Annotated in this window: 8 protein-coding genes and 4 pseudogenes; 3 read left to right on the forward strand and 9 right to left on the reverse strand. The window is 56.4% G+C overall.

All coding sequences use genetic code 11. The features are described from left to right. Window positions 1-89: 89 nt before the first annotated feature. The 4 genes from EN990_RS03760 to EN990_RS03775 all read right to left on the reverse strand — a co-directional run bounded on the left by EN990_RS03760 (window position 90) and on the right by EN990_RS03775 (window position 5,497). A complete protein-coding gene (locus EN990_RS03760; RefSeq protein WP_063170375.1) occupies window positions 90-2,429 on the reverse strand; it encodes a penicillin acylase family protein in 2,340 nt (779 codons plus the stop codon). Between the two features lie 352 nt (window positions 2,430-2,781). After that, the gene (locus EN990_RS03765; RefSeq protein ID WP_135921822.1) at window positions 2,782-3,525 is read right to left on the reverse strand and encodes an amino acid ABC transporter ATP-binding protein; all 744 of its coding nucleotides are present in this window, start codon (window positions 3,523-3,525) and stop codon (window positions 2,782-2,784) included. A gap of 94 nt (window positions 3,526-3,619) precedes the next feature. Then, window positions 3,620-4,594, reverse strand: a complete 975-nt coding sequence (locus tag EN990_RS03770) for an amino acid ABC transporter permease (RefSeq protein ID WP_063170377.1) — start codon at window positions 4,592-4,594, stop codon at window positions 3,620-3,622. 60 nt (window positions 4,595-4,654) lie between these two features. Beyond that, a complete protein-coding gene (locus tag EN990_RS03775) occupies window positions 4,655-5,497 on the reverse strand; it encodes a transporter substrate-binding domain-containing protein (RefSeq protein WP_063169318.1) in 843 nt (280 codons plus the stop codon). A gap of 458 nt (window positions 5,498-5,955) precedes the next feature. Between EN990_RS03775 and EN990_RS03780 the strand changes: the two are divergent. Together EN990_RS03780 and EN990_RS03785 are read left to right on the forward strand one after the other, a co-directional pair. Continuing rightward, window positions 5,956-6,333, forward strand: a pseudogene (locus tag EN990_RS03780) (alanine dehydrogenase); the annotation flags it as partial. A 354-nt stretch (window positions 6,334-6,687) separates the two neighbouring features. After that, complete coding sequence (locus EN990_RS03785) at window positions 6,688-7,905, forward strand: serine hydrolase (protein WP_063169320.1); 1,218 nt, start codon at window positions 6,688-6,690, stop codon at window positions 7,903-7,905. Between the two features lie 505 nt (window positions 7,906-8,410). Here the strand turns inward: EN990_RS03785 and EN990_RS03790 are convergent. Beyond that, window positions 8,411-8,797, reverse strand: a pseudogene (locus tag EN990_RS03790) (transposase); the annotation flags it as partial. A gap of 269 nt (window positions 8,798-9,066) precedes the next feature. Further along, window positions 9,067-10,722, reverse strand: coding sequence for an MFS transporter (locus EN990_RS03795; RefSeq protein ID WP_063169321.1), 1,656 nt, complete (start codon window positions 10,720-10,722; stop codon window positions 9,067-9,069). A 581-nt stretch (window positions 10,723-11,303) separates the two neighbouring features. Here EN990_RS03795 and EN990_RS35960 point away from each other — a divergent pair. Then, a pseudogene (locus EN990_RS35960) lies at window positions 11,304-11,470 on the forward strand (IS21 family transposase); the annotation flags it as partial. A gap of 400 nt (window positions 11,471-11,870) precedes the next feature. Here EN990_RS35960 and EN990_RS36575 read toward each other — a convergent pair. The 3 genes and pseudogenes from EN990_RS36575 to EN990_RS36585 all read right to left on the reverse strand — a co-directional run bounded on the left by EN990_RS36575 (window position 11,871) and on the right by EN990_RS36585 (window position 12,571). Then, the gene (locus EN990_RS36575) at window positions 11,871-12,077 is read right to left on the reverse strand and encodes an SDR family oxidoreductase (RefSeq protein WP_199489648.1); all 207 of its coding nucleotides are present in this window, start codon (window positions 12,075-12,077) and stop codon (window positions 11,871-11,873) included. After that, a pseudogene (locus tag EN990_RS36580) lies at window positions 12,065-12,346 on the reverse strand (SDR family NAD(P)-dependent oxidoreductase); the annotation flags it as partial. The gene EN990_RS36575 and the pseudogene EN990_RS36580, both read right to left, overlap by 13 nt. Window positions 12,347-12,373: 27 nt before the next feature. Continuing rightward, entirely contained in the window at window positions 12,374-12,571 is a 198-nt protein-coding gene (locus EN990_RS36585) for an SDR family oxidoreductase (protein ID WP_063169323.1), read from the reverse strand. Between the last annotated feature and the right edge of the window lie 225 nt (window positions 12,572-12,796).

Consider the following 12,796-nt stretch of genomic DNA (forward strand, 5'->3'; position numbering starts at 1 on the left):
CGCTAAAGTGTCGATCCTCACCTTGCCGCCAGGTGAGTTCGACCGATATGTTCCTGCTACAATGGTAAGCGGCCTATACTGTCGCATCCTCAACAGTCAGCGGGAGACAGGACGACCCTATGTTCGAGCTCCCTCCGTATGGACTCCTCTGAATATAACAAGGGCTTGTATTCGCCCCGTTGCCAATCGTGATTGAGGTCACGATAATGACTTGAGATCGGAACACCCGACTGACCTGGATTGTTAATAAAGAGACTGTCATCCCATGACCCAACGTCCATGATTATCCGCACTGACGGTCCTTCTGAAACAGAGAATTGGCCGCTTCGGTAACTCGAAAAATTGAGCGTTGAGCTACTTCCGCCGAGGGCTATGGCGCCCAACGACCATTGTTCAGACGTCAGTGCCTGCAGAGGGTGGCGCAAATCAAGCTTATGTATACTGCCCCATGCCCATGAGGCAGAATCGTCGCCAAATCGACATATGCATTCACTCCAGGCAGAAGTTAGGGATTCCATTATGGAATGCTTCAACTTTTCACTAGGCTCTGCCTGTTCGAGCCAAGAGGCTATGGCCGAAGGCTGTAAAGGCACGAGCAGTGCCAACACTTCATCGTCAGCGCTTTCTAAGCGAGCTACTGTCGGGCCAAGGTGTTTGCTAAGCCAAATCTCAAAGAACGCGGCGGCTGGCGAACTCGCATCCAAATGCCGGTCCCAGTTAGAAAATAAGTGCAACGCAGGCATGTTTGCAACCGAACCGAGAAGAGTGTCTAGTTTCGCAAGAATACGAACTGCTATCGGCGAATACACCGAACATTGCAGCGACATGCAGTCCCGCAACGAGATCTTCTCTGATCGTGAGAGAGTTGTATGAAGGGTATCATGTCTGCTGCTGTCAGACCACTCGTAGCCAAAAGCAGGATGCGATCTACTCCATTCCTCCGGAACATTCATTGCGTTGGCAGTGGCGACAAAACCTTTGGCGGGGTTCATCTCGAACGGCCCATCGTCCGGTGACAAATACCCTTCCCATTCGAACCGACCGTCTCCTGGAACCGGAAGCAGGCCGTCCCAATTTCTTCGGACCGGAGCCGCACCTGACGGTTTCCACGCAATTACATTCGACGTGTCCGCATAGATGTGATTAACTGAAGGACAACCCCAGTTTGCTAGACTGGAGGTGTATTCTGAAAATGTCTTAGAGCGCATTACGGCCAAGCTGGCCATGTAAGGTGCCATGCCGGGATCCATCCATACGGTTCTCAGTGCGAAGGCGCGGTCTTTTTCAGCATTTTGGTTTAAAATGGGTCCATGGCGTGTGAACTGAAGCTTTACCTCCTGGTCGGTGTGGGCGCGAACTGGAATTTTCTCGTGTATAGTCTTCACCTGCTCCCAGGCCCCTTTATATAAGTATTTATTTCCCTCACTCTTGGTTTCGTAAACATAAATATCTTCTTGGTCAGCGCCGAAAATAGTCAGACCAAAGGCGGCTGTCCCGTTGTGACCCATGGAGATTCCTGGGATCATAGGCTCTCCAGCGCCAATTACATCGAGCCCGGGCATACTCAGGTGTACAAGATACCTGATGGACGGAAGGACGTGCTTGCGATGCGGGTCTAGAGCAAGGATTGGTCGCTCCGTTGTGGTTTTTGTTGCGGATATGGCCCAGTTGTTTGAGCCCTCTTGGAACACCGTCTGCATGATCTCATCACTCGGTGTTACGCGGGTCCAACGGTCAGCTTCCTGAAGACTTGCTGCAAGTCTTTCCCTCGAGAATGAGACGGGACAGATTGCCAAGCGAAAATCCTGCAGTACTCGATCTGTCATAAAGGCGAGGTCAAGGCCCTCCGCTGGTCGTGGCGCTATCGGAGGTGACAATTCTTGTCTCAACCTGTCGAGGCGGGTACCTCGTTCCACACCTGCCAATGCCATCACCCTGCAGCGCAGAAGCTCCGAAATCGCATTTCGGGTTAGTGAGTGCGTTCGCACGCGAACGACGTCTTCGGGTTTCCAATAGTCGGGAGTGTGACCGAGGAGGCCAAACTCGGGTGGCAAGGCAATCAAACCGTCATGGCAACTGTCTACGTAGGAATTGATCCCCTCGGCAAACGCTGAGCATATCTCTTCGGAATCCGGGCCGTACGCCTGCCATTCTGCACTCATGGCTCCGCGAAATAAAAAGAGACGCGCCGCCCGATCCTGCTCCAAATATCCGGGGCCAAAGTCTCGTGACAGGAGACCGAGACCTCGTTTGCGCGCAATATCAATTTGCCAGAGGCGGTCTCGAGCTGCATTCCAACCCTGCGCGAAAAATAGGTCGTGCAAGTTCTGAGCCTTGATATGAGGAACCCCCCATTTATCAATGTCGATCGTGACCTCACTCTTAAGCTTGTCGGAGCTGTGGCGGTCGAAGGTTATGTTCTTTAACATGTGTTGATCCGTTTGGTTCACCCAAAGATGGTCGGGAATCTGCCAGAGGACGACGTCTGCAGATTGTGGTCGGTTGCGGGCAGAGGGTTGAGGCCGCACTCTTGCAACCTGATCATGTGTGGCGAGCCAATCCTCAGCGCGCCTGGACGCGAACTGGCACGGTGGGCTGCGCACAAGCTCAGCGGGATCCTACTCTCGCGCTTCCGGGAACGAGGCGCTTGCCGAGAACGCTCTGATGTATGTCAGCCAATACGTACGAATACAATATCCGCACATGTTGTCTCGCTGGCCTGAGGCAACGCATTCGATACACAGTAACTCGGTCGAACGGCCTCGTTGAAGGATGGCTCCCTCAATGCGACAAGATCTGGCTGAGAAACAATTTCGTTCTTTCGTGCTGCGGGTTTCTGAAGAAGTCGTGCGGTGTACCCTCTTCGACGATCTCACCTCGATCCATGAAGATTACTCGATCGGCCACGGCGCGCGCAAAGCCCATCTCGTGGGTGACGCATACCATGGTCATGCCGTCGCGTGCGAGTCCGGTCACAGTCTCGAGCACTTCAGCGACCATCTCTGGATCGAGCGAGGAGGTCGGCTCATCGAAGAGCATGACTGCAGGCTCCATACAGAGGGACCGGGCAATTGCGACGCGCTGCTGCTGTCCCCCGGAGAGCTGAGCCGGATATTTGTTCGCCTGTTCGGGAATGCGCACGCGCTCTAGGAATTTAAGCGCGATCTTTCTAGCCTCACCCTCTGGAACGCCCTTTATCCACATCGGCGCCGCCATACAGTTCATCAGCACGGTCATGTGCGGGAAAAGATTAAAGTGCTGAAAAACCATGCCGACGCTTTTGCGAACTTCAGCTACGTTGCGCATTTTGTTATGTAACCTAATCCCAGTGACGGTAATCTCGCCATCCTGGTGCGCTTCGAGCCGATTGACGCAACGGATCAGCGTCGACTTTCCCGAGCCTGAGGGCCCACAGATGACGATACGTTCGCCCTTGCGGACGGTTAGGTTGATGTCAGTTAGTGCTCTGAAGGCACCATACCATTTGGATACATTCTTAGCTTCGATGACTTCGTCGCTCAATATTGCATCTCTCTTGTTCATTGGCGCATCTGTAAGTGCCTTGAAAATGGCCGAACCAACTTAGACGTCTTTTTTAGCTTGACCAATGAATTCACGATCATCGCTTCTTACTTCTGGCAAAATGGTCCTCGATCCGGGATTGGACCAGTTCCAGGCAGGCGGATAAAATCCAATAAATCATTGCCGCTGTTACTAGCATCTCCATAGTATGGAAGGTTGGCTGGCCGAGTGAGTGAGCTAGATACGTCAGCTCCCAAACGCCAAGAACCGAAACGAGAGAGCTGTCTTTGAGCATTGAGATGAACGTGTTTCCCATCGGGGGAATGATAACCGGAAGCGCTTGCGGCAGAATGATTCTGCGCATTGTGAGCGCAAAGCCGAAACCTAATGACCGGGATGCCTCCCACTGGCCGCGATCGATGCTGGCTATGCCCGAACGGAAGATCTCCGTCATGTAGGCACCACTGCATAGCGAAAGCGCCAACACGCCTGCAGGCACGGCATTAATAACGTAACCTACCTGGGGCAAGCCCATGTAGATCAGATAAACCTGCATGAGAAGCGGCAGACCCCGGAAGCATGAAGTGTAGAAGCTGACTATCGCGTAAGCCATGCCGTTGCTTGACAGTTTCGCAATCGCGCCGATTATTGCGATAGCCGACGCAAATAGCAGTGACATCGCTGATACGTAAACTGTAGTAACTACCCCCTGCGTAATTAGAAATGGCAGGTTTGCCCAAATAAATGGCATGCTTAAGTCAAATGCCGCGAAGAGCGAAAGGAACAGTAGCACCAACTCAAACCATACGATCCCGATTTGGATTTTGAGCGGGACAAAACCAATCAGCACGAGGTTGAGGCAGAACATTGCGGCAATTACAAAAGCGATCGCAATGCGACTGTAAAACTTCACTTGTGCGTGATCGCCAATCACGGGCCGTAGGAGTTCGCCCATCGTGGTGCCCGCTACGTTGAAGATAAGAAAAACCGCGAGCACAATTGCAAATATGCAGCCGATAAACCATGGCTTGTGGACGAGCACCTCAGATTCAACTGTATCGTGGTAAAGCATAAGCATTTTCTTCCTAAGAAGAGGCGCCCCCGGGAAGGGGACGCCCACGATTGTGTCATGTTATTTATCGACGCTGAAATCCCCCCCGAACCACTTGACCGAGAGTTTAGCAAGAGTGCCGTCATCCTTCATCTTCTTGACCGCGGCAGCGACCTTGTCGATAAACTCCTTATCGCCACGCTCGATTGTGACAGCGCCCGGGGCGTAGAATAAGGGATCGCCAATAACCTTCAATGGATAGCCAGATTTGATTGCCGCAGCCGCCGTCGTTCCTTCAGTAATGACGCCATCGAGACGAACACCATCGCCGAGGCGCAGGTCGTCAAGCGTAAGAGAGTTAGCACTTGGATAAGCCTTCACTTGGCCCGCTGTAAATTGATATTGTATTGGCTTAGCGCCGATCCATGCCGGTGTGAGCTTGTGATTGGCATACAAATCGCCAAGAGTTCCCGCTCGGACGCCGACGATCTTGCCCTCCAGGTCGGAAGGCTTCGTCGCTTTGCTATCCTTGTGAACGACAGCGACTTCGCCTTCGTAGAAGTACATGGCCGGGAAGGCGAATTTTTTGGCGCGATCGTTGGTCGGCGTCATTTGACCCATGGCCATGTCCCAACGCCCCCCCCACTGGCCTGCCTGAATGATATCCCAGCCCGGGGTCACGAATTTGATCTTCACGCCCAAGTAGTCCGCAATGCCCTTCGCGACCTCTACATCATCACCGTCGAGTTCATGTTGGTCGTTCAAGTGAGACAAGGCTCCCCAGTCGGACCCGACCGCTACCGTCAATGTCTGTGCCGCGAGCACACGATCAAGGACTTCGCCGGCGCAAGCCTTGGCTGACAAAGACATCGACGCAACCGCCATGGAGACTGCAACTACGACCGTCGTTACATGATTGTTCATCTATAGTTCCCTTTTTTCTCGTTCTTATTTTCTTGAAAGCTACCTTCGTCGCCACCGAGAGGAGTGTCTTAGCGGTGCGCCATTGCTCCCTGCTGATTGGACCCATCCCGGTCCGTCATTTAACGAACGACACCTTATCGCTCTGCATTGTTGGCATTCAGCGAAATCGAGTTCGATGATGCAGGTTTCCTGCGAACTACCCTTGGCTTTCGCCGGATCGCTCTGGCGATTTCACAAAGCACGGATACCCTGGCCTCAGAGAGGTCGGCGAACTCGCCAACTCGCTGGACTCCGAAGGCTGCAGATTGCATCGCCACAAGACGTCTTGTTTGGAAGGATCTAAACTGGACTGGCGCGTTGAATTACACCTTGCAGGGCTGACTCTGGTCACGTGGGAACTGCGGTCCAAGCCCCTCTCTCTCCCTAATCTCGACCTCCCTAATCTCGACCTCCCTAATCTCGACGACCTCTTCGCCGGCCGTGTGCGCACCCGCTACTCAACCGTCGGGGCGCTCGAGGAAGAATGCTTCTCTGCCGACATCGTGGTCGGGGCCGTGCTGATCGCCGGTGCTGCCGCGCCAAAGCTCGTCACCCGCGAAATGATGTCCGGCATGAAGAAGGGCTCGGAGCTGGTCGACGTCGCTATTGACCAGGGCGGTTGCTTCGAGACGTCGCATGCGACGACTCAAGCCGAGCCCACCTACGAAGGCGACGGCGTTATCCACTATCGCGTCGCCAACATGCAGAGTCGCCCATGCCATTTCGCGATTTCTTGCCTTGCGAGTTCGCACGTATCCCTCTGGGTCAACATCGTTGATAGACCAGAGAATTTTTGACTCATCGTAGCTCGGACAGCGGAGACGCGTTACAATTGTCAACCCGTTCGGACCCGGTTTAATCGAGATGTACTCGGCATACTGCGCATGATGGCTCATGCCTCTTGTAGCTGGAAGCGTTCGGCAAGTTAGGTCCTACTTGCCACGCGAGAGCGGGGCCGCAAGTATGCGCCGGCCGCAATACAACGCTGATTTGCTGCGTTGTCGAGGACATTTCGCATAGAATGCGCGCCTGCCGCTGCTATGATCATAACATGTTGTGATTTAGTCCAGTCCGAACTCCCGAGGTTGGGTCGCAACTCTCGATAGCCAGCTGGCGCCGGGGGCGCCTAGGCATGAAATTGGATCCCATGTATGACAGAATTCAAACAACGGCAAACCGTCGGTAACGCGTCGGAGAGCGTACTCGAATTCGACGGACAGCAATACCTGGACGGCCGTGCATCGGATCCTCGCGAATTTGGCTGGATGCGCGGTGCGCCGCCGCCGCCAGACAAGCGTGTAACATTCGAGAATGAAACTGTTTGGACCTTTCCTCAGCTTCGCTGGTCGCTATCGCATATGCGTGAGCTGCGGCCCACAGTCCAAGTGTGGCGAGGGCGGGGCGGACCGTCGCAGCTTGAGTGCAGCAACAGGTCTACCGAAATCGATGGGCTCACGTTCGTCGACATGGACGACCGCACCAACCGGTTCGAGGAGGCGCTATTCGACACCTACACCGACGGCATTTTGGTCCTGCATCGGGGGCGGATCATATACGAACGATACTTCGGCGCACTCGCGCCGCACGTACAACATTCGTGTCAGTCAATCACCAAATCGTATGCGGGCACCCTAGCCGCGGCGTTGGTGCATGAGGGCATTCTCGACGACAGGAAGACAATATCGCAGTTTGTGCCGGAATTACGAGGTACAGGGTGGGAAGATGCAACGCTCCGCCAAGTCATGGACATGCAAACTAACGTTGCTTTTACTGAAGATTACACAAGTGTAGACAAGTCATATAGATGCGAATACCTGCGTACCATACGAAAGGAAGGGGCGCACGGCAAATTTGTCTACAAAGGCGTCGATACCAATGTTATGGCTTGGGTTATGTCGCGCGCAACGGGCCGGTCGTTCGCACAACTGTTGGAGGAGCGCTTATGGTTGCCACTGGGCTGCGAAGAAGACGCCTATGTCGAGATCGACCCGACAAACGGTATGCCGAGGGCGCATAGCGGACTCAATGTGACGTTGCGCGACTTGGCGCGTTTCGGCGAGCTGATGCGATGTGAAGGCTCGTGTAATGGCAAGCAACTGGTTCCCGCGAGTGTTGTCTACGACCTTCAAGATCTCGACCACCCCGCCAAGCCGGACCTCCCATTCGGCTATACATACCGAAGCCAATGGTGGGTATCACACGACGAGCTTGATGCTATTGAAGGTCGGGGCCTTTACGGCCAGAACCTGTACATAGCGCCAAAGGCGGAGATGGTGATTGCGCGCTTCGGGTCGCACCCCGCTTGCGACCACATTGATCGGATTAGAAGGCCGCAGATGCAGGCATTGGGGAGGATGCTCCGCGCGTAACTTGATGCACTAGACGGTCACCGCGCTTGTTTAGGAATTTCCTGCAAATTCGCGGTTGAAGAACTGGGGCGCCTACGCCGAATTCCTGCGTTCGGCTAGGGGGCAATTGGCGCAAAAGGCCTGTAGACGCTGCTACGCTTATGAAGTAAATACCAGAAGCCTCGCTTCCCATATGCATAATGCAGACCGATCTGGCTCGCTTTTGCTGAGGAAACAATGATCACCGAACATTGCATATTGATTGGGGCCGTCGCGACTTTGTATTGCGAGAATGGAACCGGTGGACCTATTGTATTCTTGCATGGTGCCGCTTTCGGGCTTATCCGTCAGCTTGACCTGAAACAAAACCCAACCCAAACATCAACGAGACCCAGGATCAGACCGAAAAATGGCCGCCTTCAAATCGGAATGCTGGCCGGAATGAAATCGGAATGACTGGCCGGCTTCAAATCGGAATCGGTGGCCGGCTTCATCGGAATACGCAGGCAATGGTATCGGCATCAGTGGCAGCGCTCTTGCGCTGCTTCTGGACGGTGAGATCGGCGGTTACCTGGGAAAGCCGGGCGACCAGCGCCTTGAGCCGCTGCTGGGCCGCGCTCGGCGGCAGCGTCGGCTGCAGCCGTTTGACCTCGCTATAGCGGGCGATGACGGCGGCGTCGATCCTGTCGGTCTTCTCCAGGAAGCCCATCGCCTCGGCGAATCAGCGTACGCTCCTCGCATTGGCCATGCCGCAGGCTACTCCCAACTCCCACGACAGCAGGAAGGGAAGCCGTTCGTAGCCGCCACTGGCCTCCATGACGACGAGCTCGACACCATTGACCTAACACCAGGCAGCAAGCTCGGCTATGCCTGCCGCATCGTTGCGAAAGCGGCCCGCCGCTCCGCTCGGCACGACATGGGTATCGAGCCAGTCTTTCGAAACATCCACTCCACAGATAGTCTTGTTCACGGTAACCTGCCTTGTGCGTGCGATTGGAGCCAAGCGACTATTCGGTCGTACGTGACGAAGGCGAAGATCCCAGGCTCACCCACGGTTGTGGCCGGAGGGGTGTCGGGCGACTTCGCCTTGCTTCGAACCGGATGGCCATCCGGTTCGAGGCTCAGTCGCTTCCATCGCACAAAGTCCTCTGCGTGCAGATACAAGGGGTTAACCTCGAAGAGTCAGTGTCGGAGAAAATAACGTGCTGATTCATCGGACTTTAGGGCCGAGCTTGTTGGTCGCTCGATAAAAAGCATGATTTTAGGCGGAAGCTGTCCTGCATGCAATTTCAGCACTTGTTTACCCAATTCCTTGTCTGCTTCCGTGAGACGATGGTTCAGGCGAAGGTAGTCGGTCCAGGTCGGCGTGCGGAATGTCTCTATCCATTGCATAGGCTCCTGAAGGTTGCGCTGGAGAGTCCAATGACGAGCGCCGACGCGACTGTGCACATGCCGGCGCGCCCGCATGAGTTCCAGGAATGCTTCGCGATTTTCCTCGGGCACTAGGTACTCGACTTTGACCACGATGGGACCGCTTCTTGGCTTGAGATTGAGGGCGACTGCCGGTGCGTCGAAGTCCTCCAAAGCATCTGGATCGGATTCGCGGCGCTCGCGAAGGGGAAACAGGAGGCCCGTGGCGGCGACCAGCAGAAGGGCTCCAGCGGAGCCCTCCAGTGCCAAGGTCAGTGAATGGTTCTGGGCCACCGTGCCCCACACCCAACTGCCCGCTGCGATGCCGCCATCGATCAATGCATAGTAAATCGAGATGGTGCGCCCCACGACCCAGCGCGGGCTTGCCAGTTGCACGGTCACGCCGACCCCGGACCAGGCGGTGACCCAGCCCGCGCCACCCATGGCGAGTGCAATTGCCGCCACTGCAATCGAAGAAGTCAGCGCAAGCGAAAGGGAGCATGCCGCGCAGGCGACGCATGCGAGCGTCATCAGCCGCTCTTGTGACAAGCTCCGTCTGAACACGCTGTTCGAGATGCCGGCGAAGACGGCGCCTGTCCCGAATCCGGCCATGAGCGTGCCATAGGCGAGCGGTCCGCCTCCCAGCTGGTCGCGGACAACCAGCGGCAGCAGCGCGAGAATGGCGATGCTCGCCAGACCAAAGAGGGTTCCGCGAGTGATCGCCGTCTTAATCTCCGACGACATCGCCGTGAAGCGTAGCCCGTCATAGATCGCCGTCCTCATCGACTCACGTGGGAGAGGTGATGAGCGAACCATCCACTTGCAGCGCCATATGGTTACCAAAGGGACCAGATAGGTAAGACTGGTTACGGCGAAAGCCGTCATCAGCCCAAAAGAGGCAACTACTATGCCACCGAGCGCCGGGCCTACGGTCCGAACAGTGTTGAAGCCAACGGAGAGGAGCGTGACGGCGGCGGGAACGTCGCGTCGGTTCACCATATCGCCAACCGAGGCCTGCCAGGCTGGATCGTGGAGAGCGCCGCCGCATGCGATCAAGAAGCTGAAGCCGAGGATCATCCACGGATCGACAAAGCCCAGCACCACAAAAGCCGTCAGCATCGCAGATGCCAATACCATAAGGCACCGGCCGGCGAACATGACCCGGCGCCGGCTGAAATTATCAGCCAAGGCCCCGGCGAAGACGGATAAGATGAACGCTGGCAGGTTTGAAGAAGCCTGAACCAGCGCGACCATCAGATCGGAAGTCGAAATCGTAGCCATCAGCCAGCTGATGGCAACAGTCTGCATCAACCAGCCGAGCGAGCTGACCTGCGTGGCGAACCAGATTGAACGAAAGCTCGGATTTCTGAGGGGCGCAAATGCTCCTGGCGAATTTGGATCGGCGACTTGGTCCGCAAGACTGCTCATCAATCTAACTCTTGCCTATGAGCCAGTTTTACATTGCTCCGACAGCCAGCAGCCGCCCAACCCGTTGAAGGTCCGAATCGGCCAATGTGCGCAAATAGTTACAACGCCCGGCAGGAGATTGAACTCGCTGCCGGGCCGATGCGCCTTGGGAGGAGGCGTAGTTGGAACCTTTGTGAAGACTTGGAACCAGCCGCATCAGGCCAGCCTACACTTACAATATGAGGATCAGACCACTCCAGGATTTTAGTGCATTGAATGGGTACTCTTCCAGCAATCCTCGCCAACAAATGCAGGAGATCGGCGTCGAGCTCCTAAATCTGCATAATATCGGTGATTCGCGGGCGAGCAGTGCAGTGGGCACATTCTCCAAGCTAAACGCTGAACGGGCTTTTTGCTTCTCAAATCGCCATAACAGGGAGAGATGGGCAAATACTACTTCAATATGCTCCCAAGGACGCTGAGTTGACTGCAGCCTCAGCAGAGCTCTCCGCGTGCCTTTTTGCGGCTCCCCGCGGTGCTCGCGCCCGCCGCGCCTGCAAAGGCTTTCCTCAACAGTCGTTCAGTTCGAGCAGCCTTTGCCAACTCTGACTCAAAAGCTGCCCGACTGGATTGACGGCCTCAGCTTCTTCGGCGGGTCACTGAGGCGATCCGTCTGCTACAACCTGGTGTGGCCAAGGCGCTGTGGTTCGCGCCGACGCTGAACGCGACCGTTGCGACAATGACCGAGCAGTACGACACTGCCATATTGATCGCTGGGAAGCGCGCGAAGGGTAAATTCAACTTGCCCACCACCGCGATCAAATGTGCGCCGGGTAATGGCGCCGCTAACAGGATCGACCACCGGAACCGGTTACCGGCAGAGTCGGTCTGCATCCGGGAATTGCAGGGCCATCCTGTGTATAGGCTTAAATTGCGCTATTCTTCTCTACTGTGACAGGCGGGAGCCGCCGTCGACGGGGATCACTGCGCCCGAGACGTAGAACGCGTCGTCCGAAGCAGGAAGGCGATCACCGCCGCCTGCTCCTCCGGCGAGGAGACGCGCTCGAGCGGATTGGCGCGACCATCAGGCGTTGGTAGCTGCGTACGTGCAGCGCTCGAGTCATGTCGGTGGGGACCACGCCGGGCGCCACCGCATTCACGGTTATACCCTACAGGCCCTGCTCGCCGGCCTGCTGGAGCGTGAGATACGCGATCCCGGCCTTGGCCACCGAATAGCCTACCGTTCCGGGATAGCCCGTAAGCCCGAGGATCGAGCTGACATTAATGATCCGCCCGCCCGGCTGGCGCATCCGCGGCCGCAACTCGCGGGTCAGGCTGATGACTGCACGCAAGTTGATATCGATCAGCGGGAACAAAAGGCATCGTCAGTATCGGCGAGCGACTTCGAACCGCCAATGCCGGCATTGTTCACGAGGACGTCGAGCGTCTCGATCCTTGCGGCATCCAAGGCGGCCAGAACCCGCCCTGCGGCGTCGGGCATGGCCAGATCGCAGACGAGCGCCGTCTGGCCAAGGCCCGCAGCTGTGTCGTGCACTTTATCCAGAACATCCACTAGCAACACCCACGCCTCTTCCGAGCCAAGCCACGCCGCTGTTGCGGCACCGATCCCGCGCGCCGCGCCGGTGACGACGACAGTGTTTCTGACCGGAGCTTAGGCAAGGCTGCCTCCGTCGACCGTAAGCGCGGCGCCGATGGTGAAGCCCGCCGCATCGTCCAGCAGATAGCCGACAGCTGTCGCCACCTCGGACGGCAACCCCATTCGGCCCATCGGATGCGCAGCGATGATCTTCGTCCGGCGCTCGACCTGTGCCGCTTCTCCCCGGGCGAAGGCGACGCCGGCCTCGGCCAACGGCTGGCGATGGTTCCGGGGCAGACACAGTTTGCGCGGATATTTCTGCCGCGTGGTTCAGCGCCAGCGTGCGAGTCATCATCACAACCGCCGCCTTGGTCACCGAATAGATCGGCACGTCCTTCGAGGCCTGCAGACCAGCAGTCGAGCTGAAGAGCACCACCGATCCGCGGCCAAGCTCGCGCATCTGCGGGATGCAGCTTGCAGATTCGCCAAATGGCCCCG

Source organism: Mesorhizobium sp. M7A.F.Ca.US.005.03.1.1 (assembly GCF_003997975.1).
Taxonomy (GTDB): domain Bacteria; phylum Pseudomonadota; class Alphaproteobacteria; order Rhizobiales; family Rhizobiaceae; genus Mesorhizobium; species Mesorhizobium ciceri.